At 70.6% G+C, this 24,605-nt stretch carries 23 protein-coding genes; 13 read left to right on the forward strand and 10 right to left on the reverse strand.

The genetic code is table 11. The features are described 5' to 3' along the window. Positions 1–105 precede the first annotated feature (105 nt). Genes FXO23_RS09320 through FXO23_RS09330 form a run of 3 tightly spaced genes read right to left on the reverse strand, consistent with a single transcriptional unit; the run spans position 106 to position 3,336 of the window. Positions 106–1,272 carry a thiolase domain-containing protein gene (locus FXO23_RS09320; protein WP_158882943.1) on the reverse strand — a complete coding sequence of 389 codons (1,167 nt, stop codon included), beginning with the start codon at positions 1,270–1,272 and terminating at the stop codon, positions 106–108. After that, on the reverse strand, positions 1,272–2,327 hold the full coding sequence (locus FXO23_RS09325) for a thiolase domain-containing protein (protein WP_158882945.1): 1,056 nt from the start codon (positions 2,325–2,327) through the stop codon (positions 1,272–1,274). Before FXO23_RS09325 ends, FXO23_RS09320 begins: the two co-directional genes overlap by 1 nt. Before the next feature lie 10 nt (positions 2,328–2,337). Next, positions 2,338–3,336, reverse strand: a complete 999-nt coding sequence (locus FXO23_RS09330) for a Zn-ribbon domain-containing OB-fold protein (RefSeq protein WP_158882947.1) — start codon at positions 3,334–3,336, stop codon at positions 2,338–2,340. Between the two features lie 98 nt (positions 3,337–3,434). Here FXO23_RS09330 and FXO23_RS09335 point away from each other — a divergent pair, with 98 nt between their 5' ends. Further along, positions 3,435–5,012: an acyl-CoA synthetase gene (locus FXO23_RS09335; protein ID WP_158882949.1), complete on the forward strand. Its 1,578-nt coding sequence runs from the start codon at positions 3,435–3,437 to the stop codon at positions 5,010–5,012. Positions 5,013–5,597: 585 nt separating this feature from the next. Here FXO23_RS09335 and FXO23_RS09340 read toward each other — a convergent pair. Next, positions 5,598–6,389 carry a crotonase/enoyl-CoA hydratase family protein gene (locus FXO23_RS09340; protein ID WP_158883074.1) on the reverse strand — a complete coding sequence of 264 codons (792 nt, stop codon included), beginning with the start codon at positions 6,387–6,389 and terminating at the stop codon, positions 5,598–5,600. Between the two features lie 64 nt (positions 6,390–6,453). Between FXO23_RS09340 and FXO23_RS09345 the strand changes: the two genes are divergently transcribed. Continuing rightward, positions 6,454–8,073 (forward strand): acyl-CoA synthetase, encoded by a 1,620-nt coding sequence (locus FXO23_RS09345; RefSeq protein ID WP_179956726.1) that lies wholly within the window; start codon positions 6,454–6,456, stop codon positions 8,071–8,073. An 8-nt stretch (positions 8,074–8,081) separates the two neighbouring features. Continuing rightward, positions 8,082–9,188, forward strand: a complete 1,107-nt coding sequence (locus tag FXO23_RS09350; RefSeq protein WP_158882952.1) for an NAD(P)H-dependent flavin oxidoreductase — start codon at positions 8,082–8,084, stop codon at positions 9,186–9,188. Here FXO23_RS09350 and FXO23_RS09355 read toward each other — a convergent pair. Beyond that, entirely contained in the window at positions 9,149–10,420 is a 1,272-nt protein-coding gene (locus FXO23_RS09355) for an APC family permease (protein ID WP_158882954.1), read from the reverse strand. The two genes, FXO23_RS09350 and FXO23_RS09355, sit on opposite strands and share 40 nt — an antisense overlap. Continuing rightward, positions 10,417–10,797, reverse strand: a complete 381-nt coding sequence (locus FXO23_RS09360) for a VOC family protein (protein WP_158882956.1) — start codon at positions 10,795–10,797, stop codon at positions 10,417–10,419. The genes FXO23_RS09355 and FXO23_RS09360 overlap by 4 nt, the downstream gene beginning before the upstream one ends. A 70-nt stretch (positions 10,798–10,867) precedes the next feature. On the opposite strand from FXO23_RS09360, the gene FXO23_RS09365 reads away from it, so the two are divergent. The 9 genes from FXO23_RS09365 to FXO23_RS09405 all read left to right on the forward strand — a co-directional run bounded on the left by FXO23_RS09365 (position 10,868) and on the right by FXO23_RS09405 (position 18,449). Continuing rightward, positions 10,868–11,644, forward strand: a complete 777-nt coding sequence (locus tag FXO23_RS09365) for a GntR family transcriptional regulator (protein WP_246257054.1) — start codon at positions 10,868–10,870, stop codon at positions 11,642–11,644. 223 nt (positions 11,645–11,867) lie between these two features. Further along, positions 11,868–12,986: a TIGR03364 family FAD-dependent oxidoreductase gene (locus FXO23_RS09370; RefSeq protein ID WP_158882960.1), complete on the forward strand. Its 1,119-nt coding sequence runs from the start codon at positions 11,868–11,870 to the stop codon at positions 12,984–12,986. Then, the gene (locus FXO23_RS09375; RefSeq protein WP_158882962.1) at positions 12,983–13,654 is read left to right on the forward strand and encodes a phosphonatase-like hydrolase; all 672 of its coding nucleotides are present in this window, start codon (positions 12,983–12,985) and stop codon (positions 13,652–13,654) included. The genes FXO23_RS09370 and FXO23_RS09375 overlap by 4 nt, the downstream gene beginning before the upstream one ends. Positions 13,655–13,666: 12 nt before the next feature. Next, complete coding sequence (locus FXO23_RS09380; protein ID WP_158882964.1) at positions 13,667–14,695, forward strand: 2-aminoethylphosphonate ABC transporter substrate-binding protein; 1,029 nt, start codon at positions 13,667–13,669, stop codon at positions 14,693–14,695. Continuing rightward, positions 14,692–15,762: an ABC transporter ATP-binding protein gene (locus FXO23_RS09385; RefSeq protein ID WP_158882966.1), complete on the forward strand. Its 1,071-nt coding sequence runs from the start codon at positions 14,692–14,694 to the stop codon at positions 15,760–15,762. Before FXO23_RS09380 ends, FXO23_RS09385 begins: the two co-directional genes overlap by 4 nt. Beyond that, the gene (locus tag FXO23_RS09390; protein ID WP_158882968.1) at positions 15,759–16,613 is read left to right on the forward strand and encodes a 2-aminoethylphosphonate ABC transporter permease subunit; all 855 of its coding nucleotides are present in this window, start codon (positions 15,759–15,761) and stop codon (positions 16,611–16,613) included. Before FXO23_RS09385 ends, FXO23_RS09390 begins: the two co-directional genes overlap by 4 nt. Next, the gene (locus FXO23_RS09395) at positions 16,613–17,410 is read left to right on the forward strand and encodes an ABC transporter permease (protein ID WP_158882970.1); all 798 of its coding nucleotides are present in this window, start codon (positions 16,613–16,615) and stop codon (positions 17,408–17,410) included. Before FXO23_RS09390 ends, FXO23_RS09395 begins: the two co-directional genes overlap by 1 nt. 44 nt (positions 17,411–17,454) lie before the next feature. Further along, entirely contained in the window at positions 17,455–17,985 is a 531-nt protein-coding gene (locus FXO23_RS09400) for a hypothetical protein (RefSeq protein ID WP_158882972.1), read from the forward strand. Positions 17,986–18,008: 23 nt separating this feature from the next. Next, the gene (locus FXO23_RS09405) at positions 18,009–18,449 is read left to right on the forward strand and encodes an SRPBCC family protein (protein ID WP_158882974.1); all 441 of its coding nucleotides are present in this window, start codon (positions 18,009–18,011) and stop codon (positions 18,447–18,449) included. Positions 18,450–18,763: 314 nt separating this feature from the next. Here the strand turns inward: FXO23_RS09405 and FXO23_RS09410 are convergent, their stop codons facing one another. The 4 genes from FXO23_RS09410 to FXO23_RS09425 form a co-directional block, all read right to left on the reverse strand. Then, on the reverse strand, positions 18,764–20,431 hold the full coding sequence (locus FXO23_RS09410) for a fumarate hydratase (RefSeq protein ID WP_158882976.1): 1,668 nt from the start codon (positions 20,429–20,431) through the stop codon (positions 18,764–18,766). A gap of 327 nt (positions 20,432–20,758) precedes the next feature. Continuing rightward, on the reverse strand, positions 20,759–21,802 hold the full coding sequence (locus tag FXO23_RS09415) for a sigma-70 family RNA polymerase sigma factor (RefSeq protein ID WP_158882979.1): 1,044 nt from the start codon (positions 21,800–21,802) through the stop codon (positions 20,759–20,761). A 258-nt stretch (positions 21,803–22,060) separates the two neighbouring features. Further along, positions 22,061–22,486: a D-aminoacyl-tRNA deacylase gene (gene dtd, locus FXO23_RS09420; RefSeq protein ID WP_158882981.1), complete on the reverse strand. Its 426-nt coding sequence runs from the start codon at positions 22,484–22,486 to the stop codon at positions 22,061–22,063. Then, positions 22,483–23,973, reverse strand: a complete 1,491-nt coding sequence (locus FXO23_RS09425) for a DUF7782 domain-containing protein (RefSeq protein WP_179956727.1) — start codon at positions 23,971–23,973, stop codon at positions 22,483–22,485. Before FXO23_RS09425 ends, dtd begins: the two co-directional genes overlap by 4 nt. A gap of 50 nt (positions 23,974–24,023) precedes the next feature. Here FXO23_RS09425 and FXO23_RS09430 point away from each other — a divergent pair, with 50 nt between their 5' ends. Beyond that, positions 24,024–24,602 (forward strand): hypothetical protein, encoded by a 579-nt coding sequence (locus tag FXO23_RS09430; RefSeq protein WP_158882983.1) that lies wholly within the window; start codon positions 24,024–24,026, stop codon positions 24,600–24,602. Positions 24,603–24,605: the final 3 nt, after the last annotated feature.

Raw genomic sequence — 24,605 nt, forward strand, 5'->3', positions numbered from 1 at the left:
TCCAGCCGTCTGACAACGTTGTCAGACTCCGTGCTGGTGCGCGTGGTCGCGCACCAAGCCTGCGGACAGTGATAGCGATCCGCGCGGCGCGCTGTCAACCAGGGCTTACCGGGACGGCTTTTCCGAGCCGACCACCCACATCGAGAAGTACTGGGAACCACCGCCGTAGGCGTGCCCGACGGCGACGCGTGCGCCGTCGACCTGGTAGTCCCCGGCCCGGCCCATCACCTGCTTGGCCGCCTCGGAGAAGCGCAGCATGCCGGACGCGCCGATCGGGTTCGAGGAAAGCACCCCGCCGGACGGGTTGACCGGCAGGCGGCCGGTCAGCGCGGTCTCCCCGGATTCGGTCAGCTTCCAGCCCTCGCCTTCCGGGGTGAAACCGAGGTTCTCCAGCCACATCGGCTCGAACCAGGAGAACGGCACGTAGATCTCGGCAACGTCCACTTCGGACAGCGGATCGGTGATGCCCGCCTCCCGCCAGAGCGCGGCGGCCGCGTCCCGGCCCGCCTGGGGGTTCACCTGGTCGCGCCCGGCGAACGTGGTGGGCTCGGTGCGCATGGCGGTCGCGTGCAGCCACGCCGCGCCACCGGGCACCGCGTCCCCGGCGGCCTCGTCGCCGAGCACCATGGCGCAGGCGCCGTCCGAGGACGGGCAGGTCTCGTCGTAGCGGATCGGGTCCCACAGCATCTGGGACGCGCGCACCGATTCCACGGTGATATCGCCCTGGCGCAGGTGAGCGTAGGGATTCAGCGCGCCGTTGCGGCGGTCCTTGGCGGCCACGATCGCGCCCACGTGCTCCGGCGCGCCGGAGCGGCGGATGTACGAGCGGACGTGCGGGGCGAAGTAGCCGCCCGCGCCCGCGCCGACCGGCATCTGGAACGGCGGCAGGATGGACAGGCCCCACATCGCGTTGGACTCGGACTGCTTCTCGAAGGCCACGGTCAGCACGCGGCGGTGCACGCCGGACTGGATGAGGCTCGCGGCGACGAGCGCCGTGGACCCGCCGACCGACCCCGCGGTGTGCACCCGGATCAGCGGTTTCCCGTTCGCGCCCAGGGAATCGGCGAGGAACAGTTCCGGCATCATGACGCCCTCGAACAGATCGGGGGCCTTGCCGAGGACGACCGCGTCGATCTCCGACCATTCGGTCCGGGCGTCGGCCATCGCGCGGTCGATCGCCTCGCGCAGCAGGCCGGGCATCGACACGTCGGTCCGCTTCGCCCGGTGGTGGGTCTGCCCGGTGCCGAGCACCGCGGTGAGTTGCTTGCCCATCAGTCCAGCCCCTCCAGGACGGCCACCAGGTTCTGTTGCAGCACCGGGCCGCTGGTCGCGTGCGCGAGCACCTTCCGCGCCCGGCCGGTGAGGATCTGATTCGCCGCCTCGCCGATGCGGGCGAGTCCGGCGGAGAACATCGGATTGCCGGTCAGCACGCCACCGGACGGATTGACGCGCACGTCGTCGCCCAGCCCCAGTTCCCGGCGCAGGATGAGTTCCTGATGCGTGAACGGCGCGTGCAGCTCGGCGACCTCGACCCCGCCGGCGCCCGCGGCCCGGCCCGCGGCCTCGGTCGACGGGGACCGGGTCAGGTCCCGCGCGCCGAGCACCGGCGAATCCACCCGGTGCTCGATCCCGGTGATCACCGCCGGACGTTCGGTGAGTTCGCGTGCGCGCTCGGCCGAGGCCAGCACGATCACCGCGGCGCCGTCGGTGACCGGTGCGATGTCGTGCGCCCGCAACGGATCCGCGACGAGCGGGGCGTCCAGCAGTTCGGCCACGTCGACCTGTCCGGACAGCTGCGCGTGCGGGTTGGCCGCCGCGTCGGCACGCGACCGGGCGGCCACCTCGGCGAGGTCCTTTTCGCTCCACAGCCCGGATTCGAGTCCGAGGCGTGCCTGGATCCCCGCGATGGACACCGAATCCGGCCAGAGCGGGGCGACCAGGTACGGATCGAGCTGCAGGGCCAGCACCCGGCGCAGCTGGCCCGCCGAGGACTTCCCGAAGCCGTAGACCAGCGCGGTGTCCACCTCGCCCATCCGGATCTTCAGCCACGCCTCGTACAGCGCCCAGGCCGCGTCCATCTCCACATGCGACTCGTGGATCGGCGGGAAGGCGCCGATCGCGTCGACCGCCGCGATGAACGAGAACGCCCGCCCGGCCAGGTAGTCCGAGGAGCCGGAGCACCAGAACCCGATGTCCTCTTTGGACAAACCGGTCTGCTGGTAGACCTCGGCGAGGATCGGCACCAGCATCTCGACACCGTTGGTGGTGCCCGGTGTCGCGCGCACGTTGGGGGCCTGGGCGAACCCCACTACCGCCACATCGGTCATGGGATTCCTTTCACAGGTGGTGGGCGAAGGACTCGTAAGGCGCGTCCGGTTCGCCGGTCGGTTCGAAGTGGTCGATGTTCTCCAGCGTGGTCCACCACTGGTCGCGGGGTTTCCAGGAAGCCCGGACCCGCATGCCCATCCGCACGTCCGCCGCGTCGCAGCCGAGCACCAGATGCAGGAACGCGATGTCCGCGCCGTCGAGCAGGATGTACGCGGCGACATACGGCGGTTTGAGCCGCTGGCCGAGGAACGGCACGTTCACGATGCAGAACGTGGTCACGATCCCGGTGTCGGGCAGTTCGACCTCTTCCGAGGTGGGCACGCCGTCGGTCGGGCAGGCGCCGCGGGGCGGGATGTAGACCTTCGCGCAGGCGGGGCAGCGTTGCCCGATCAGCCGCCCTTCGGCGAGCCCGCGCAGGTACCGGCTTTCCTCGGGGGAGGCCGAGTGCTGGTAGTGCAGGTGGACCGGGGTGATGATCGTGCTGACCGGCTCGCCTTCCTCCCGCTTCGCCACCGGGGGCGGCGGCGGAGTGGGTTCGGTGTCCTCCGGGGCGTCCGCCGGTACGAAGTACGCGATGTCCCGGATGTGCCCGACGAGTTCGTCCGCCCACCGCACGCGCACCCGCAGCCCGGTGCGGATGTGCTCCGGCGAACCGGCGTCCACCGCGTGCAGGAGGGCGGTGTCGGCGCCGTCCAGCCGGATCAGCGCCCAGGCGAACGCGCGCTGGAGCGGTTGCCCCTCCACGGGTTCGGCGATCCACGACCAGGAGAGCACGGTGCCCTCGGTCGCGACCTCGACGAATTCGGACAGCGGCTCGGCGGTCACCGGGTCGTACTCGACGGGCGGGACGTGCACCCGGCCGTCCGCGCCGCGCACGCCTTCGATGCGGCGTTCGCGGAGCGCGTTGACGAAGTGCCCGAGCACTGGCCCGAGCGAGCGGGTGTAGTCGAAGCCCACCTCGAGCGGTGCGGAGAGCGGAGCCTCGGTATCGGCGGTGCTGGCAGTCACGCCTGAAGTGAAACACGTTCTCGAAAACTGGGCAAGGTGTCGTTACTGCCGCGTCCTGCCCCTTGCTCACAAGTGAAACGCGTTCTAGATTTGCGGGTATGTCAACTACCGCCGCGCAGCAGCAGGCCGCGACGCTCGGCCTGTGGAACATCGCCGCCGAACAGCCCGAGCGCCTCGCCGTGGTCGATCCGGATGGCACCGAGGTCAGCTACGGCGAACTCGCCGCGAAGGCCAACTCCTACGCGCGCGGTCTGCGGGCGCTCGGCCTGGAGACGGGCGACGCGATCGTGGTGCTGCAACCCAACGGCGACGAACTGCTCGCCGCCTATTTCGCCGCGATCCAGACCGGGCTGTACATCGTGGTGGTCAACTGGCACCTGGTCGGGCCGGAGGTCGCCTACATCCTCGCCGACAGCGGCGCGAAGGCGTTCCTGGCGCACGAGCGGTTCGGCGAGGTCGCGGTGGCGGCGGCCGAGGAGGCGGGGATCCCGGCGAACGCCCGGTTCGCGGTCGGCGAGATCGACGGCTTCCGGCGGATCGAGGAACTCGGTTCGGGGGAGGGCGACGGGCGTCCGGAGCACCGGACCGCGGGGTCGCCGATGCTCTACACCTCGGGCACCACCGGGCGGCCGAAGGGGGTGCGGCGCCCGCTGACCGGGGCCGATCCCGATCAGGTGCCCGCCGCGTCGACCTGGTTCTTCGGCATCTTCGGCCTGAAGCCGTTCGACGATCACGTGCACCTGTGCGGTTCGCCGCTGTACCACACCGCGGTGCTGAACTTCGTGGCGATCTCGCTGCAGCTCGGGCACACCGCGGTGCTGATGGACCGCTGGGATCCGGAGGAGATGCTGCGGCTCATCCAACGGCACCGGGTCACGCACAGTCATATGGTCCCGACCCAGTTCCGCCGCCTGCTCGGCCTGCCCGCCGAGGTCCGCGCGAAGTACGACGTCTCCTCGCTGCGGAACATGATCCACGGCGCGGCGCCGTGCCCGCCGGAGGTCAAGCGGCAGATGCTCGACTGGTGGGGGCCGGTGGTCACCGAGTACTACGCCGCGACCGAGGGCGGCGGCACCGCGATCAACGGCGCCGAATGGCTGCGCAAACCGGGTTCGGTCGGCCGCCCGTGGCCGGGGTCGACGATCAAGGTGCTCGACGATTCCGGCGCCGAGCTGCCGCCGGGCGAGGTCGGCACGGTGTACATGAAGATGGGCGACTCGAAGTTCGAGTACCACAAGGACAAGGCGAAGACCGAGAAGGCGCGGGTGGGTGACCTGTTCACCCTCGGCGACGTCGGCCACCTCGACGAGGACGGTTATCTCTACCTGCACGACCGCAAGACCGACATGATCATTTCCGGCGGGGTGAACATCTACCCGGCCGAGATCGAGGGCGAGCTGGTGATGCACCCGAAGGTCGCCGATGTGGCGGTGTTCGGGGTGCCCCACGACGACTGGGGCGAGGAGATCAAGGCGGTCGTCCAGCCCGCCGAGGGCGTCGAACCCTCCGCCGACCTCACCGCGGAACTGCTGGAGTACGCCCGTTCCCGGCTGGCGAAGTTCAAACTCCCCAAGAGCATCGACTACGTCGCCGAACTCCCGCGCGACCCGAACGGCAAACTCTACAAGCGCAAACTCCGCGACCCCTACTGGCAAGGCCGCGACCGCGCCATCTGACCCACCCGAAAATCCCCCGATGAGGTTTTCTCGGTAGGCCTTCTCGGGTGGTGCTCGGCGTGCTCGATGTGGTGTGGGGAACCTTGCCTTCCCGCGTGCGCCGAAGGCCGCATTGATGCTCGTCTACTCCCGGAACGGGGAACTCGGGCTACCGAAACGGGGAACACACCCGACCGGAACGGGGAACTCGCGGCAGGCCGAGGCTCGCTGGCGCGAGTCCCCCGTTTCGGACGTGCGAGTCCCCCGTTTCGTTTCGGTCTACCGAGTTCCCGTTTCGGTAGGCGAGTTCTCACCCGGGCACCCGGCGAGTACGGCGCGAAGCCGCACACTGAGGGATTTCGGTACCGGGTGGGGCGCACTTCGGCGGCGAAGTGCGGAGTGCTTGCCCACGCAACCAGGCACCGCTTTCCCCCAAGGCACCCCCGGCTCCCCGAAGTGCCGCCTCCCCGGTCAGCCGCGCCCCCAATGCGGCTTTCGGTACCCTCAACGCCCCCAATGCCGCATTGGGTACATCCAGGCCCCGAAAGCCGCATCGGGGACTCCCGGTGGACCGGCAGCCTGGATGCCGCGACGTGCCGCGCGGGGTCAGCGGCCCTGGAAGTTCGGGGTGCGTTTTTCGGCGAAGGCTCGGGGGCCTTCCTTGGCGTCCTCGCTGGTGAACACCTTGATCCCGTACTGGGCGTCCAGTTTGAACGCCTCCTCCTCGTGCATGCCCTCGGTGTCGCGGATCGTGCGCAGGATCGCCTGCACCGCGAGCGGACCGTTCGCGGCGATCAGTCCCGCGATCTCCAGGGCCTTGTCCAGGGCGGTTCCGTCCGGGACGACGTGGCCGATCAGCCCGATGTCCTTCGCCTCCGCCGCGGTGATGTGCCGCCCGGTGAGCAGGATGTCCGCCGCGACCGTGTACGGGATCTGCCGCGGCAGCCGCACCGCCGACCCGCCCATCGGGAACAGGCCCCAGCGCGCCTCGGACACCCCGAACTTCGCGCTCTCCCCGGCGATCCGGATGTCGGTGCCCTGCAGGATCTCGGTGCCCCCGGCGATCGCGGGCCCCTCGACCGCGGCGATGAGCGGTTTGGTCAGCCGCCGCCCCTTGAGCAGGCCCTCGATCCGGCTCGGGTCCCACGCCCCCTTCTGGAACGAGTCGCCCGGCGAGTTGCGGGCCATCGACTTCAGGTCCGCCCCGGCGCAGAACGCGCCACCGGCCCCGGTCAGCACGCAGCTGCGGATCTCCGGATCCTGGTCGACCTGGTCCCAGGCCTCCACCATGATCGCCAGCATGTCCCCGGTCAGCGCGTTGCGCGCCTGCGGCCGGTTCATCGTGACGATCAGGGTGTGCCCCCGCTTCTCCACCAGCGCGTGCGGAGCTTCGGTCATCTCGCCGCCCTTCGAGCCGATTCTCGCCATTGCCCAGAACGATAACATGTTCTACTTTGACTGGGTGGCACTCAACATTGCGGATCTTCTCGAGCACGCCGTCGACGCCGTGCCGGATCGCGCCGCGATCATCTGCGGTAGCCGGCAGGTCACCTTCGCCCAACTGGAAGAGCGCGCCAACCGCCTGGCGCACCACCTCGCCGAGCACGGAGTCGGACCGGGTTCGCACGTCGGGGTGTATTCGCGGAACTCGATCGAAGCCGTGGAGGCGATGGTCGCCGCGTACAAACTGCGCGCGATCGCGGTCAACGTCAACTACCGGTACGTCCACGGCGAACTGCGCTACCTGTTCACCAACGCCGACCTGGTCGCGCTGGTGCACGAGCGCCAGTACGCCGACAAGGTCGCCGCGGTCCTCCCCGAGGCTCCGAAACTGAAACACGTTGTAGTCGTCGACGACGGTAGCGACGCCGATTACGCGCGCTACGGCGGCGTCGACTACGAGGCCGCCCTCGCCGAGTCGTCCCCGGAGCGGGACTTCGGCGAGCGCAGCAACGACGATCTGTACATCCTGTACACCGGCGGCACCACCGGCTACCCCAAGGGCGTGCTGTGGCGGCACGAGGACATCTGGCGCGCGCTCGGCGGCGGGATCAACTTCGTCACCGGTGAATACGTGCCCGACGAGTGGACGCTGGCCGAGCAGGGCAAGGAGACCAGCCTGGTCCGCCTGCCCGCCGCCCCGCTGATCCACGGCGCCGCGCAGTGGGCCGCCTTCGGCGCGCTGTTCACCGGCAGCCCGGTGGTGTTCGTGCCGCAGTTCGACGCGCACGAGATCTGGAAGGCCGTGCAGGAACACCGGGTCCAGGTGCTCACCATCGTCGGCGACGCGATGGCCCGCCCGCTCATCGAGGCCTACCGCGAGGGCGGTTACGACGCGTCCTCGCTCGTCGCGGTGTCCAGCCACGCCGCGCTGTTCTCGCATTCGGTGAAGCAGGAGTTCCTCGAGCACCTGCCGAACGTGGTGATCACCGACGCGATCGGCTCCTCGGAGAGCGGGTTCACCGGGATCGGCATGGTGAGCAAGGACGCCGACCACTCGGCGGGACCCCGGGTGAACTTCGGCAAGGACGCCATCCTGCTCGACGAGGACAACCGGCGGATCGAGCCGGAAACCGGCGCCGTGGGCCGGATCGCCCGCCGCGGCCACGTCCCGATCGGCTACTACAACGACCCGGTGAAGACCCGGACGATCTTCGTGGAGATCGATGGCGTCCGGTACGTCGTGCCCGGGGACTACGCCCGCTACGAGGCCGATGGCACGGTCACCCTGCTCGGCCGGGGTTCGCAGTGTGTGAACACCGGCGGCGAGAAGGTGTACCCGGAGGAGGTCGAGGGCGCGCTCAAATCGCATCCGGACGTGTTCGACGCGCTGGTCATCGGCGTTCCGGACGAGCGGCTCGGCCAGCGGGTGGCCGCGGTGATCCAGACCCGGCCCGGGCATCCGCCGGACTTCGCGGCGATCGACGCGCACGTGCGCACCGAGATCGCCGGGTACAAGGTGCCGCGGACCATCTGGGTCGCCGACGAGATCGGCCGCTCGCCCAGCGGCAAACCCGACTACCCGTGGGCGCAGAAGTACGCGGCCGAGCACGAGCCCGCGATCGACCCGCAGCGAGCCTGAGGAGAAGGATGCGTACCTCCCTGTGCGACACGTTCGGCATCGAGTACCCGATCATCGGGTTCACCCCGTCCGAACACGTGGCGGCGGCGATCAGCAAGGCGGGCGGGCTCGGCGTGCTGGGCTGCGTGCGGTTCAACGACGCCGCCGAGCTGGACGCGGTCCTCGACTGGATGGACGCGAACACCGGCGGGAAACCGTACGGTGTGGACATCGTGATGCCCTCGAAGATCCCGACCGAGGGCACGTCGATGGACCTGAACAAGCTGATCCCCGAGGAGCACCGCGCGTTCGTGGACCGCACGCTCAAGCAGCTCGGCGTGCCGGAACTGCCGGACGACACCGACGAGCGGGCCGGGGTGCTCGGCTGGCTGCACTCGGTCGCCCGCTCGCACGTGGAGGTGGCGCTCAAGCACCCGATCAAGCTCATCGCGAACGCGCTCGGCTCGCCGCCGGTCGACGTGATCGAGCAGGTGCACGCGAAGGGCGTCCCGGTCGCCGCGCTGGCGGGCAAGGCCGAGCACGCGGTGCGGCATGTCGACAACGGGGTGGATTTCGTTGTCGCGCAAGGATATGAGGCGGGCGGGCACACCGGCGAGATCGCGTCGATGGTGCTGCTGCCGGAAATCGTGGACGCGGTGGGGGACCGGGCGCCGGTGCTCGCCGCGGGCGGGATCGGCTCGGGCCGCCAGGTCGCGGCGGCGCTCGCGCTCGGCGCCTCCGGGGCCTGGATGGGTTCGATGTGGCTCGCCACCGAGGAGTACCTGCAGACCATGGCGGATTCGCAGGCCATGCAGCAGGCGCTGGTGGCGGCGAGCTCGTCGGACACCGTCCGCACGCGGATCTACACCGGCAAACCCGCCCGGCTGCTGAAGACGCGCTGGACCGAGGCGTGGTCCGCCCCCGACGCCCCCGAGCCGCTGCCGATGCCGCTGCAGAACCTGCTGGTTTCCCAGGCGCACAACCGGATCCACGCCGCGCACGACCCCTCGGTGGTCTCCATGCCGGTGGGCCAGATCGTCGGCCGGATGGACCGCGTGCGCCCGGTCGCCGAGGTGATCGGGGAACTGGTCACCGGCTACGAGGAAGCACTGTCCCGTTTGGACAAAACGCGCTGAACCCGGTAGGCGCCGGCGCCGATCGCCAGCACGACGGCTCCGGCGACGACCGAGGGCCAGGGCAGGCTGAACGCGAGCACCACGCACCCCGCGAACCCGGCCGCGCCGACGACGCGCGGCGCCCGGTTCTCGTTGGCGCGCAAGGTCAACGCGCTCGCGTTGGCGATCGTGTAGTAGACGAGCACGGCGAACGAGGAGAACCCGATCGCGCCGCGCAGATCGGTCGCGGTCACCAGCACCGCGACCACCAGGCCGACCGCGAGTTCCGCGCGGTGCGGCACCCCGAACCGCGGGTGCACCGCGGCCAGCGCCCGCGGCAGGTGGCCGTCGCGCGCCATCGCCAGCGTGGTGCGGGAAACCCCGAGCACCAGGGCGAGCAGCGCACCGAGTGCGGCGAGTGCCGCGCCGACGCGCACCACCGGGCTCAGCGACGACCACGTGGTGTCCGCGACCGCGTGCGCCACCGGGTCCGCGGCCGCGCCGAGTCCGGCGGGCCCCAGCTGCAGCAGCAGCGCGATCGCCAGCACGGCGTAGACGACGAGGGCGAGGCCGAGGGCGAGCGGGATCGCGCGGGGAATCGTGCGCGCCGGATCGCGCACCTCCTCGCCGAGGGTCGCGATGCGCGCGTACCCGGCGAAGGCGAAGAACAGCAGCCCCGCGGATTCCAGGATCCCGCCCGCTCCCGCACCGGGGAACGGGGACAGGCGTTCCGCCGCGGGATCCCCGGCGAAGGCGATCGCGGCGACCGAACCGGCCAGGACCAGCAGCGTGATCGTGACGATGATCTTGGTGGCCAGTGCCGAGCGCCGCACGCCGCGGTAGTTGATCGCGGTGAGCGCGAGCACGGCGGCCACCGCGATCGCCGTCCGCCACGGCCGGTCCAGCCCCGGCGCCGCGTAGGCCGCGACGGTCAGCGCCATCGCCGCGCAGCTCGCGGTCTTGCCGACCACGAACCCCCAGCCCGCGAGATAACCCCAGAATTCACCCAGTCGTTCCCGCCCGTACACGTAAGTTCCGCCGGAGGCCGGGTAGCGCGCGGCGAGGCGGGCCGAGGAGGTCGCGTTGCAGTACGCCACCACGGCCGCCAGCGCGAGCCCGATCAGCAGGCCCGATCCGGCGGCCCGCGCGGCGGGGCCGAACGCCGCGAACACCCCGGCGCCGATCATCGAACCGAGGCCGATGAGCACGGCGTCGCCGGTGCCGAGCCGCCGGAGGAGCTGGGCAGAGCTCACCGAGTCGCCTCGAACAGCTCGATCGGATTGCCGGAGGGGTCTTCGAGGAGAATCTGCTTGCCGCCGCGGCCCTCGACGATCTCGTTGCGGAACCGGGCACCGGCGGCGCGCAGCCCGTCGACCGTGCTCTCCAGGTCCTCGACGTGCACCTGGATGCGATTCCAGCCGCCCGGTTCCGGTTTCCGGCCGTCGGGCATCGGCTGCGCCGCACCGCCGGGCCCCTCGGTGGCGCTGAGCAGGAGCCGTAGCGCGCCCAGCGACAGGGTGGCGAAGCCGGGCGCCGGATGGGCGACCACTTCGAACCCGAGATGCGTGGTGTAGAAGGAAATCGCCGCGTCAACATCGGTCACGAGGTAACGCACGCTGACCGTACTCATGGGTCCACCTCTCGGGATGGGGGATATGCGCGAGCAAAGCCTAGGCGCATTCGCTCTAAGCTCGCTTCCCGTGCAGGCTCAGTCCCAGCAGCCGGTTCACCCCGCGGAGGGCCCGGTGCGCGACGGCATCCCCGAGCACGGCCGGATTCCGCGGTACTACGCGGTGAAGGTGCAGGTGCTCGACCTGATCGCCGAACTCGGGGAGGGCGCCGCCCTGCCCACCGAACGCGAACTGTGCGACCGGTTCGACGTGTCCCGGGCGACGGTCCGGCAGGCGGTGTCCGAACTGGTGCTCGAGGGGCGGCTGCGGCGCAGGCAGGGGAGCGGGACGTTCGTCGCGGGCCCGAAGCTCGTCCAGCCGCTGGCCCTGGTCAGCTACACCGAGGGGTTGCGGCAGCAGGGCATCGAGCCGGGGCGGACGCTGATCACCCTGGAACACCGGCCCGCCGATCCCGGCCTCGCCGCCGAGTTGCGGATCGAGCCCGGGGACCCGGTGGTGCACATCGAACGCGTCCTGCGCGCCGACGCCGAACGCGTCGGGCTGGAGTCGACCTATCTGGCCGCCGCCCGGTTCCCGACCCTGCTCGAGGTCTTCGATCCGGCGGGTTCGCTCTACGCGTGCCTGCGGGACCAGCTCGGCGTGGTGTTCGCGGGCGCGGAGGAGCGGGTGGAGACCGTCCTGGCCACGCCGCGGGAGGCGCTGCTGATCGGCACGAACCCGGCGTTGCCGATGCTGCTCATGCACCGGGTGTCCTGGGGTCCCGACGGCGTCCCGTTCGAACGCGTGCGTTCCCTCTTCCGCGGTGACCGCCTCTCCTTCACCACCCGCCTCACCCCCACCTCCTGACCCTCGCTCATCACAACGCCCCCAATGCGGCATTGGCGTCGTTCAACGTCCCGAACGCCACATTGGGAACCTCCAGCGCCTCCAACGCCGCCTTCGGGGCTTCGGTTACCCGGCCGGTAGGTCACGAATGGGTAACTCATCTGGTCCAATATTCGGGGGTGGTTTACCTGGGGTTGGGGGACGGGACATCGAGTGTTCGCCGCGGCGGGCGAGGGTCTGCGCCGTGCGAATTCTCATCGTGGGCGGTGGCGTGCTCGGCACCATGCACGCCTGGCAGGCCGTGGAACGCGGCCACGAAGTGGTGCACCTGGAACGGGAACCGGAAGCCCGCGGCGCCTCGGTCCGCAACTTCGGCCTGGTCTGGGTCGGCGGCCGGGCGAGCGGTCCGGAACTGGCCACGGCGCTGCGGGCGCGCAAGCTCTGGGCGGACCTCGGGGCACGCGTGCCGGGCCTCGGGTTCCGGGCCAACGGTTCGCTCACCGTGCTGCGCACCGAGGCCGAACGGGCCGTCGCCCGCGAAGTCGTCGCGCGTGCCGAAGCCGCCGAGCGCGGTTTCAAACTCCTCGACGCGACCGAGACCCGCGAGCTGAACCCGGCCCTGCGCGGCGACTGCCTCGGCGCGCTCTGGTGCGACCGCGACGGGGCGGTCGAACCCCGGACGGCCCAGCCCGCGCTCCGGGCGGCACTGGCCGGGGCGGGCCGGTACACCTGGCTGCCGGGCCGGGAAGTGCGGGACCTCACCGAGCACGGCGTGCGCGACGACCGCGGCGAACGCCACGACGGCGACCTGGTGCTGCTGTGCACCGGCGCCTGGCTCGGCGGGCTGGTCCGCGAAGCCGCCGGGGAGGTTCCGGTGCGCCGGGTGCGGCTGCAGATGGCGCAGACCGAACCGCTCGGCGAAACGCTCACCACCTCGGTGGCCGACGCGGACAGCTTCCGCTACTACCCGGCCTATCGTGGGTCCGCTTTGGACAGTCTGAACGGGACGCAGCCGCAACCGGAGGTGGCCCGCGAGCACGCGATGCAACTGCTGATGGTGCAACGCCTCGACGGCGGTCTGACCATCGGCGACACGCACGCCTGCGAGGAACCGTTCCCCTTCGACGTCACCGAGGAACCGTACGAGCACCTGCGGGCGGTGGCGAGCGGGCTGCTGGGGCGGCCGTTGCCGCGCATCGTGCGCCGCTGGGCGGGTGTGTACGCGCAGGCGACCGATCCCGCGCGGATCGTGCACCGCGCCCGGATCGCCGAAAACGCGTTCCTGATCACCGGGCCCGGCGGGCGCGGGATGACGTGCTCCCCGGCGATCGCCGAGGACACCGCCAAGGAGGTTGGACTATGAACATCGAACTCGTCGCGCTCGACATGGCGGGCACCACGGTCGCCGACGACGGCCTGGTGGAAAGCGCGTTCACCGCGGCCATCGGTGCCGCCGGAGTGTCCGAAGAGGACTCGCGCTTCCCGGAGATGCTGAGTTATGTCCGGGAAACCATGGGCCAGTCCAAGATAGTGGTGTTCCGCGCGCTGCTGAACGGGGACGAGGACCTCGCCCAGCGGGCCAACGCCGAGTTCCAGCGCGCGTACGAGGAGCTGATCGAGAACGGGCACTGCGCGCCGATTCCCGGTACCGAGCCGACGATCCGGAAGCTCCGCGCGGCCGGGGTGCGGGTCGCGCTCACCACCGGATTCGCGCCCCGCACCCAGGACGCGATCCTCACCGCACTCGGCTGGCACGACCTCGCCGATTTCGTCCTGGCTCCGGGCGCCGAGGTCCGCGGCCGCCCGTTCCCCGACCTCGTGCTCACCGCGGCCCTGCGGGTCGGGGTCAGCGACGTGCGGGCGATCGCGGTCGCCGGGGACACCCCCGCCGACATCCGCACCGGCCTCGCCGCGGGCGTCTCGGTGGCCGCCGGTGTCCTCACCGGGGCGGGCACCCGCGAGCAGCTCGCCGAAGCGGGCGCCACCCACGTTCTGGATTCCGTCGCCGACCTCCCCGAAATCCTGGCCTGAGGAGCGAAAAGCATGAAGAACAAGGCAATCGCCGCGGTGGCCGCGGCGCTGCTGGCGGTGCTCACCGGTTGCGGTGGCACGGCGGGCGGCGGCTCCGGCGGCAGGACCGTCACGGTGTACACAGTGGACGGCCTGGAAGACTGGTACGCCAAGCGATTCGAGGAGTTCAAGGCGAAGACCGGGATCACCGTGCAGGCGGTGACCGCGGGTTCGGGCGAGGTCGCCTCCCGGGTGGAGAAGGAGAAGGCCAACCCGCAGGCCGACGTGCTGGTCACGCTGCCGCCGTTCATCCAGCGCGTCGCGTCGCAGGGCTTGCTCACCTCGGCCGCGGTCGCGGGCGCCGAGCAGGTCCCGGCCGGGCAGCGCGACGCGCAGGGCCGGTACGTCGCGATGATCAACAACTACCTGAGCTTCATCTACAACCCGCGGCACGCCAACCCCGCGCCGAAGACCTGGGACGACCTGCTCGACGGCCGGTTCAAGGGCAAGATCCAGTACTCCACCCCCGGTGAGGCGGGCGACGGCACCGCCGTGCTGCTGCAGCTGCAGCACGTGCTCGGCGAGCAGGGCGCCCTGGACTACCTGGCCAAACTCGAGGCCAACAACGTCGGCCCGTCCTCGTCGACCGGCAAGCTGCAGCCGAAGGTCGCCAAGGGCGAGATCCTGGTGGCCAACGGCGACGTGCAGATGAACCTCGCCGAGATCGACAAGAGCGGCGGGTTCGAGGTGTTCTTCCCGGCGGACGCGGCGGGCAAGCGGTCCACCTTCGCGCTTCCGTACTACGCGGGCCTGGTTACCGGCGGCCCGCACGCGGACCACGGCAAGCAACTGCTGGAGTTCCTGCTCTCGCCCGAGGTGCAGGCCAAGGCCCTGGAGGCCTACGGCACTCCCGCCCGCGCCGACGTCACCCCGGCCGGGCCGCAGGCGGACAAGGTCAGGGCCGCCCTGGCGGGGGTGGACATCTGGCAGCCGGACTGGAACGCGGTGCTCGGCAAGCTGGACGCCGATCTGGCCGCGTACAAGAAAGCCGTGGGCCGATGACGGCGGCGGTCGAACTGCGGGACGTATCGGTCCACTTCGGACAGACTTGCGCCCTGTCCCGCTTGGATCTCGCGGTGGAGCGCGGGGAGACCCTGGCCCTGCTCGGGCCGTCCGGATCGGGCAAGTCCACCGCGCTCAAGGCGCTGGCCGGATTCGTCCGGCCCAGTTCCGGCCGGGTGTTCCTGGACGGGCAGGACGTCACCGAGCTGCCGCCGCACCGCCGGGGACTCGGCGTGGTCGTGCAGAGCTACGCGCTGTTCCCGCACCTGCGGGTCGCCGACAACGTGGCCTTCGGCCTGCGGGCGCGCAAACTCCCGCGCGCCGAGGTCGACCGGCGGGTCGGCGAGGTGCTCGAGCTGGTCGGCATGGCCGCGTACCGGCGGCGGTTCCCGCGTGAGCTCTCCGGCGGCCAGCAGCAGCGCGTGGCGATCGCCCGCGCGCTGGCCATCCGCCCGCGCGTGCTGCTGCTCGACGAACCGCTTTCGGCACTGGACGCCGCGCTGCGCGAGGACATGGTGGCCGAACTGCTCCGGCTGCGCGCCGAACTCCCCGACACCACGCTGATCTACGTCACCCACGATCAGGGCGAGGCACTCGCGCTGGCCGACCGGATCGCCGTGATGCGGGACGCGCGGCTGGTCGAGGTCGGGGCGTGCGATCGGCTTTACCACAGACCGGCCACCGAGTTCACCGCGAGCTTCCTGGGCGCCGCCAACCTGGTTCCGGTCGAACTGCTGCGGATCGAGGGCGGGAACGTGGTGACCGTGCGCCTCGGCGGGCGGGAGCTGTCGGCCGAACCGACGTCCGCGGTCACCACCGGGCAGCGGGTGGCGCTCGGCGTGCGGCCGCACCGGATCGGCGTGCACGCGAGCGCCGTCGACGGGCTTCCCGCCCGGTTGCGGGCGGTGCAGTGGCGGGGCAGCGGCTTCCGGCTGGACCTCGATCTCGATCTCGATCCGGTGTGCGCCCTGCGGGCCGAAGTGTCCACAGTGGATGGGCTGCCCGGGGTCGGGGAGCGCGTCGGAGTGTCCATTCCGGACGGTTGCCCGCTGGTGGCGCTCGGATGACCGCGGTGGCGCTGCGCGCACCGGCCTCGGCTCCGGGGCGTCGACGGGCACCGCGGTGGCCGTGGCTGGTGCCCCCGGTGATCGTGCTGGCCGGGTTCTTCTGCTACCCGCTGGCCCTGGTGGTCCGCCAGTCGCTGATCTCCGAGGACCACGAGATCGGCCTGGACGTCTGGGCGGAGGTGGTGACCTCCGGGGAGTTCCTGGACGCCCTCTGGCGGACGGTCACCGTCGCGCTCGGCGCGACCGCCGGCTGCACGCTGCTCGGCACGTTCTTCGCGCTGGTCGTCGCGTTCGTGCCGTTTCCCGGTGCGCGGGTGCTGTCCCGGCTGGTCGACACCGTGCTGGCGTTCCCGTCGTTCCTCATCGCGCTGGCGTTCACCTTCCTCTACGGCGGCATGGGCGTGCTCAACGCGCTGCTGGGCGCGGGCGGGGACGGTGGTTTCCTGAATTCGCAGTGGGGTCTGCTGCTCGCCGAGATCACCTTCTACACGCCATTTGTCATGCGGCCCGCGATCGCGGCGTTCGGCCAGGTCTCCTCGGCGCAGCTCGAGGTGGCGGCGAGCCTGGGCGCGCGGCCGTGGCGCGTGTTGCGGCAGATCGTGCTGCCCGAAGCGCTGCCCGCGCTCGCCGCGGGCGCCTGCCTGACCATGCTGCTCGCGATGAACGAGTTCGGCATCGTGCTGTTCATCGGCGCCAAGGACGTGATCACGTTGCCGGTTCTGGTGTTCACCAAGGGAATCGTCACGTTCGACTATCCCGACGCGTGCGTGGTCGCGGTGGTCAACGTGCTGCTCTCGCTGCTGCTGTACGGCGCGTACCGGTGGGCCGTGTCGCGAGGAAGGAAGGCCTGATGCTGCTGTGGACCCGGCGCAGCCGCGTGCTGCTGTGGCTGGTGTTCGGCGTGCTGTTCACCGCGATCGTCCTCGCGCCGCTGGTGATGATCGTGCTCGCCTCGGCCGCCACGGCGTGGACGGGTGTGCTGCCGAACGCGCTCACCGGCGCGAACTTCGCGCAGGCGCTGTCCGGCGAGACGTTCGCGAGCCTGTCGGTGAGCGTGCAGACCGGGCTGATCGCGTCGGCGGGTTCGGTGCTCGTCGGCACCTGGGCGGCACTGGCCGCCGAATCCGCGCCGCCGCGGGTGCGCCGGGTGGTCGACGCGGCTTTCCACCTGCCGATCGCGGTGCCCTCGGTGGTGCTGGGGCTGGCGTTGCTGGTCGCGTTCAGCCAGCCGCCGGTGCTGCTCAACGGTACCCGGTGGATCGTGCTGATCGGGCATCTGATGATCGTGCTGCCGTTCACCTACAGCACGGTGTCCGCGGCGCTGGCCCGGACCGATCCGCAGCTCGCGCAGGCTGCGGCCAGCCTCGGCGCGAGCCCGGCCCGGGTGCTGCTGCGGGTGCGGTTGCCGGTGCTGCTGCCGTCGATGTCGGCTTCGGCGAGCCTCGCGCTGGCGATGTCGATGGGCGAGCTGGGCGCCACGATGATGCTGTACCCGCCGGACTGGCAGACGCTCCCGGCGAGCATCTACAACCTCACCGCCCGGGGGCAGGTTTTCCTCGCCTCGGCGAGCACGGTGTTGCTGCTGGTCGTGACGCTGGCCGGGGTGGTGGTGATCGGCGTGGTGCGGGGCCGGGCCGCGGAGCGCTGAGATCCCGGTGCAACCCGGGTACGGGCTCGTTCCGTCCTCGGGGCATGAGGTGGAAAACAACGCTCGTTGGCGCGGGACTCGTCCTGATCGCGGGGACGGCCTGTGCCAACCCAGCAGCCGACAGTCCGAAACCCGCCGCCGGGCAGCAGCCGGGCAACAGTGCTCCGGCGGCCCCGCCGAGCGAGGAACCCCAACCGGCGCCGCCGTTGCCCCGCGGGCCGGGGCACCCGGTGGACCCGGGCCGACCCGGACCGCCGCCCGCCGAGGGCCAGCAGCCGGTGCCGCCGGGCCAGCTCAACACGTCCGCCCTGCCGGAAGGCTATCCGCACGAGGCGTCCGTCAGCTCCGATGGCAAGACCCTGCTGATCAAGGCGCAGGAGGGCGGCTGCGGCCGGGCGAGCGCCGAGCCCAAGGAGCAGAGCGGGCAGCAGGTCGTGGTCAACCTGGTCGAGACGACCGCGCAGACCAGCCAGATGTGCACCATGGACATCCGGTACCCGACCGTTTCCGTGCAGCTGGGTGAGCCGCTCGGCGACCGCACGGTGGTGCTGCACAGCGAGCAGCGCAAGAAGTAGGCCAGTTGCCCTACTCTTGGGTAATGAGTAAACGGCAGGTCTCGGTGACCAGGACGATCAACACCACGCCGGACAAGATCTTCGAGCTGCTCGTCGACCCGGCGAAGCATCCCGAACTGGACGGATCGGGCACGGTCAAGGCGGCCCGGCCCGGCGGGGTGGAGCGTCTCGAGCTGGGTTCGAAGTTCGGCATGGACATGAAGATGGGCGCGCCGTACAAGATCCAGAACACGGTCGTCGAGTTCGAGAAGGACCGCTTGATCGCGTGGCGGCACTTCAACGGTCACCGGTGGCGCTGGGAGCTCGAACCGGCCGACGGGGACCGGACGGAGGTCACCGAGACGTTCGACTGGTCGACCGCCCGCATCCCGTTCCTGATCGACCTGAGCTTCTTCCCCCGGAAGAACAAGCAGGGGATCGAGAAGACCCTGGACCGCCTGGCGGCCCGGTTCCCCGAGGCGTGACCGCACCCTCGCCGGTGGCCTGCCCCGCCACCGGCCGCGGAGAACCGGCAGCAAGGGACCTCTGCTGCCGGAGAAAGATAGCGAGGGACCTTTACTACGGTCTGCCGGTAGTAAAGGTCCCTCGCTATTTTTCGCCCCGATGATCATGAGCGGGACGAGACCTGTGAGCGTCAATGCGGCCTTCGGTGCGTCCCGCGCACCAATGCGGCATTCGGGGCGTTGGAGGTACCCAACGCCGCATTGGGTACCTCCAACGCCCGAGAAGCTCAGGGTGGAGTTCGGTTACCGGAACGGGGAACTCGCGAGCCCGGTGATCAGGAGCGGAACGAGATCTGGAGGACCGGTTCCGAAGTGGCGGCGAAGAAGTCGTTGCCCTTGTCGTCGATCACGATGAACGCGGGGAAGTCCTCGACCTCGATCTTCCAGACCGCCTCCATGCCGAGTTCGGGGTACTCGAGCACGTCGACCTTCTTGATGCAGTCCTTCGCCAGCCGGGCCGCGGGGCCGCCGATCGAGCCGAGGTAGAAACCGCCGTGTTCCTGGCAGGACGCGGTGACCTTCTTCGACCGGTTGCCCTTCGCCAGCATGACCAGCGATCCGCCCGCCGCCTGGAACTGCTCGACGTAGGAATCCATCCGGCCCGCGGTGGTCGGCCCGAACGAACCGGACGCGTAGCCCTCCGGCGTCTTCGCGGGGCCCGCGTAGTAGACGGGATGGTCGCGCAGGTACCGCGGCATCTCCTCGCCGGCCTCCAGCCGCTCGGCGATCTTGGCGTGCGCGATGTCCCGCGCCACCACGAGCGGTCCGGTCAGCGAAAGCCGGGTCTTCACCGGCAGCTGGGACAACTGCGCCCGGATCTCGGACATCGGCCGGTTCAGGTCGACGCCGACCACCTCGTCGGACAGGTCGTCCTCGGTGACCTCGGGCAGGAACCGGGCGGGATCCCGTTCGAGCTGTTCGAGGAACACGCCGTCCGCGGTGATCTTGGCCTTCGCCTGCCGGTCCGCGGAACAGGACACCGCGATCCCCACCGGGCAGGACGCGCCGTGCCGCGGCAACCGGATCACCCGCACGTCGTGGCAGAAGTACTTGCCGCCGAACTGCGCGCCGATGCCGAACTGCCGGGTCATCTCCAGCACCTGCTGCTCCAGGTCCCGGTCGCGGAACCCGTGCCCCAGCGGGGAACCCTCGGTCGGCAGATCGTCCAGGTACCGGGCCGACGCGAGCTTCGCGACCTTGAGGTTGAACTCCGCCGACATCCCGCCGACCACGACCGCCAGGTGGTACGGCGGGCACGCGGCGGTGCCGAGGCCGCGCAGCTTCTCGTCCAGGAACCGGGCCAGCCGCTTCGGGTTCAGCACGGCCTTGGTCTCCTGGTACAGGAAAGTCTTGTTCGCGCTCCCGCCGCCCTTGGCCATGAACAGGAACTCGTAGCTCGGCTCGCCGCCGCCGTCCTTGTGGTACAGCTCGATCTGCGCGGGGAGGTTCGTGCCGGTGTTGCGCTCCTCCCAGAAGTTCACCGGCGCCATCTGCGAATAGCGCAGGTTGAGTTCCTGGTAGGCGTCGAACACGCCGCGGGCGAGCGCCTCCTCGTCGGCACCGCCGGTCAGCACCCCCTCGCTCCGCTTGCCGATGACGATCGCGGTACCGGTGTCCTGGCACATCGGCAGCACACCACCCGCCGAGATCGCCGCGTTCCGCAGCAGGTCCATGGCGACGAACCGGTCGTTGCCGCTCGCCTCGGGGTCGTCGACGATCGCCCGCAGCTGGGCCAGGTGTGACGAACGCAACAGGTGCTGGATATCGGTGATCGCCGTGCGCGCCAGTGCGGTCAGCGCCGCGGGCTCGATCTCGAGAAAGCGGCGGCCGCCCGCCTCGACGACGCGCACGCCGTCCGGCGTGACGAGGCGGTACTCGGTGTGGTTGTCCTTGCCGAGCGGCAGCACGTCGGTGTGCTGGAACGTGGTGGTGGTCGCAGTCACTGCGCGGGCTCCCTTGCACGCTGATCGGGAGCCCTGACGTTACCGCGTGCGGGCCGTCACACCCCGTGCGGTCACTGTTGCCCGCCGGAATGTCGGAAGGCCGGGCCCACCCCGACGGACCCGACCTTCCGGGGAAAGCGGCCAGGTGTGAGCACCCGCCGCGTGGCTGGAGACCCGGGGCACGGTACGGCGTCGCCGCCAGGGCGGGCAAGCCCTTCCGCGTCCGAGGGTTCGCAGGCTTCTAGCCTTCGACCGTCTCGTGACCCAGGTCATAAGTCAACCCGGCCGAACGGGTGCAGTACCCTCGCTCACTCTCCGTAGGCCTGGTCAGCTCGCGTAGGCGCGCAGGCGGTCGGCCCGCTCGCCCTGGCGCAGCTTCGACATGACCTCGCGCTCGATCTGGCGCACCCGCTCGCGGGAGAGCCCGAAGTGCTTGCCGATCTGGTCCAGGGTGCGCGGCTGCCCGTCGTCCAGGCCGTAGCGCAGCCGGATCACCTGCTGCTCCCGGTCGTCGAGGGTGCTCAGCACGCGACGCAGGTCGTCCTGCAGCAGACCGGAAATCACCGCGCTCTCCGCGTCGGTCGCCTCGGAGTCCTCGATGAAGTCGCCGAGCGGGGCGTCCTCCTCGGTGCCGACCGGCATGTCCAGGCTCACCGGGTCGCGCGCGTGGTCGAGCAGATCGGCGACCTTCTCCGCCGCGATGCCCGACTCCGCGGCCAGCTCCTCGTGCGTGGCCTCCCGGCCGAGCTGCTGGTGCAGGTCGCGCTTGATGCGGGCGAGCTTGTTCACCTGCTCGACGAGGTGCACCGGCAACCGGATGGTGCGACCCTGGTCGGCCATCCCCCTGGTGATGGCCTGACGGATCCACCACGTGGCGTAGGTGGAGAACTTGAACCCCTTGGAGTAGTCGAACTTCTCCACCGCGCGGATCAGACCCAGGTTCCCCTCCTGGATCAGGTCGAGCAGCGGCATCCCCCGGCCGGTGTAGCGCTTGGCGAGCGAGACCACCAGGCGGAGGTTGGCCTCCAGCAGGTGGTTCTTGGCGATCCGGCCGTCCCGGACCAGCGCGGTGAGCTCGGACCGGCGCTTCGGGGTCAGCTTCTCCGCGGTGTCCAGCATGTGCTGGGCGAACACGCCGGCTTCGATGCGCTTGGCCAGCTCGACCTCGTCCGCGGCGGTGAGCAGCGCGGTCTTGCCGATGCCGTTGAGATACACGCGGACCAGGTCGGCCGCGGGGCCCTGCGCGTCGAGGTCGACGTCCGCACTCCCCAGCGCGGGTACAGTGGACTCAACGGCTGGTTCGGGGGCGGGCTTGGGGATCTCGCGTTGGCGAATCCCACGAGTCTCGCGCTCGAGGGTTTGGACTGACATGTTCTGCCTCCCCGGTCACGGGCTGACGTGTGGCTGCGTCACGCCGGTTGTGCTTCGCGAGCCGAGCCTGTGGAGTGCTCGTCTCGCGAGTCCAGCTTGCTGGCTGGTTATTGGGTCAACGCTGGGTGCTTCGAAATCGTTCCCGCGTTCCTGAAGAAGATGACGTGAGCTGACCCGGGGTGGTTGCTCGACCAAAGCTGAGGTTTCCCTGAGAGCGAAATCCCGGCTTCGGTTGTGTCGTAGGAATGGAGTAGTGGTTCAGACCTCTACCAGCACGGTGAACGGGCCGTCGTTGACGCTGTGCACCGCCATCATCGCGCCGAATGTGCCGGTGCTCACGTGCGCGCCCCGCTCGCGAAGCTCGGTTACTACCGCGTCAACGAGGGTGGCCGCGGCCTCCGGGCGGGCGGCCGCGGTCCACGATGGACGGCGCCCCTTACGGGTTTCCCCGTAGAGCGTGAATTGGCTCACCACGAGTAAGGGCGCGCCCGTGGTGGCACAGGATTCCTCGTCCCGCAGGATGCGCAGTTCGTGCAGTTTGCGAGCCATGACCGCCGCTTTCCCGGCGGTGTCCTCGGTGTGAATTCCGAGCAATACCAACAAACCCGGTTCCTCGATGGCGCCGACCACCGCGCCTTCCACGGTCACGCTCGCCTCGGTGACGCGGGCCACCACCGCCCTCATGCCGGAACGACCATGCCGTGGCGGAGCAGTTCCCGCACGACCGGCAACGCGGCCTCGGTCAGCGCTTCGGGCGACTGGCCGTGCGCGACGGCGAGCAGGTCGATGAGGTCGGAAAGTGGCAGCGCGCCGCGGAAACCTGCCAGCAGCGCGGCGGCGAGCTCGTCGACCTCGTGCTGCCAGCCGGGACCGTCGACCCGGTGCAGTCGGCGTACGGACGGTTCCCAGCCCTCGTCGCCGGGCGTGTCCACCCGTTCCAGGACGACCGTGGGCGGCACCACGAACCGGGTGTCCAGGAGTTCGTTTCCGTGTGCGCGAAGCCACTCCACGCGATCGAGCCAGTTCGCGGCCTCGGCCCCGAGCGGATCGTCGTAGGCCTGCCGGAGGTCCTCGCACACCACGGTCGGCGCGAGAGCATCGGTGCGACGCAGCGTCACGAAACCGAATCCCACGCCGTCGACGCGGTTCTCGGCGAACCAGTCCAGCCAGGCGCCCGCCTTGGCCCGTCCCCGCGGCGAACGGGGGTCGATCCCGGCGTCGCGGAGCCAGGTGCCGACGTACAGCGCCGGATCGGCCACGTCCCGCTGCACGAACCAGGCGTCGACCCCGGAGGGCAGCCAGCGGGCGACCCGGTCGGCCCAGTCCTCGCCGTCGACGTGCAGCCAGGACGCGAGCAACTGCCCGATCCCGCCCTCGGCCAGGAAACCCGGGAGCTGGCGCACCACCAGCGCGCTCGCGTCGTCCCCGGCGAGGCCGGAGTCGCGGTAGACGTAGTCCACCCGCGGCGGGCCGACCACGAACGGCGGATTGCAGACGATCTGGTCGAAGCGGCGCCGGGCGACCGGGGCGAACCATTCCCCGCGCAGCAGTTCGACGTCGAGTTCGTTGAGCCGGAAGGTCGCCTCGGCCAGGGCGAGCGCCCGCGGCGAGACGTCGGTCGCGGTCACCCGCTCGGCGTGGCGAGTGGCGTGCAGCGCCTGCACGCCGTTGCCGGCGCCCAGATCGAGCAGGCTGCCGACCGGCCGCCGGGTGGTGGCCCGGATCAGGCTCAGCGAGGCGTGCCCGACGCCGAGGACGTGGTCCTCGGGCACTTCGCCGCCGAGCAGGTCGGAATCGAGGTCGGAGAAGACCCACCAGGTGCCGTCCTCGTCCCCGTGCGGGCGCACGTCCAGTGCGGCGCGGAAGCCGGAACCGTGCGCCCGGACCAGCCCGGCCCCGGCCGCGTCGGCGAGCGGCAGCGGCGCCAGCGCGGCGGCGACCGCGGCCTCCGGTTCGGTGGCGCCCAGCAGGAACAGCCTGATCAGCGTGCCCAGGTCGCCGCCGTCGGCGGTCGCCCGGTACGCGGGTTCCGGCTCGCCCCGGCCCAGCGCCGCGTGCGCGGCGCCACCGAGCGCCTCGACCACGCCGTCGGCGTCGTAGCCGGTGCGGAGGAAGGCGTCCCGCAGCCGCTTGCAGAACTCGGCGGACAACTCCGGATGATCAATGCTCACGGTGGGTAATGCTGCCACGGCGGCGCCTCCGCGGCCGCTAAGGTGACGCGGTGTCGTCCGGCCAGGTCCCGCTGTGGGTGCCCATCGTGGTCGCGGTGTTCGGGTTCACCGGGGTGATCGCCGCGCAGCTCATCGCCGGGTGGCGCGAGGACCGGCGCTGGCGTCGCGAACTGGAGCGCGAGGAAGTGCGCTGGGCCCGGGAACGCGAGCGCGAGCGCGACAACCGCAGTTACGAGGGGCGCGCGGCCGGCTACGCCGAGCTGATCGGCGCCATCGAATCCTTCGATTGGGTGCTTTACCAGGCACGACGGCTCACTCGCCGTGGCGATGAGCTCGACGGCCAGCTCGCCGCGGAGCTCCGCAAGGTCACCGCGGAAGCGCGCGGCGTGCTGGGCCCGGTCAACGTGCACGCGCCCGAGCGCATCCGGGCGATGGTGCGCGAGTCGATGATCCGGCGCTCCGACCTGTCGGTGCTCCTGCTGTCCGGACGTAAGACCGACGAGCAGGACCGGCTCTGGCGGGAAGCGCAGCTGGAATACCGGGTGATGCGGGCCGCGATGCGCCGGGATCTGGGCCTGGACACCGAAGACCTGCCATCGGTGGCGGAAGCGAACCAGCCGCCGGTGTGATCG

Source organism: Amycolatopsis anabasis, from assembly GCF_009765355.1.
GTDB lineage: Bacteria > Actinomycetota > Actinomycetes > Mycobacteriales > Pseudonocardiaceae > Amycolatopsis > Amycolatopsis anabasis.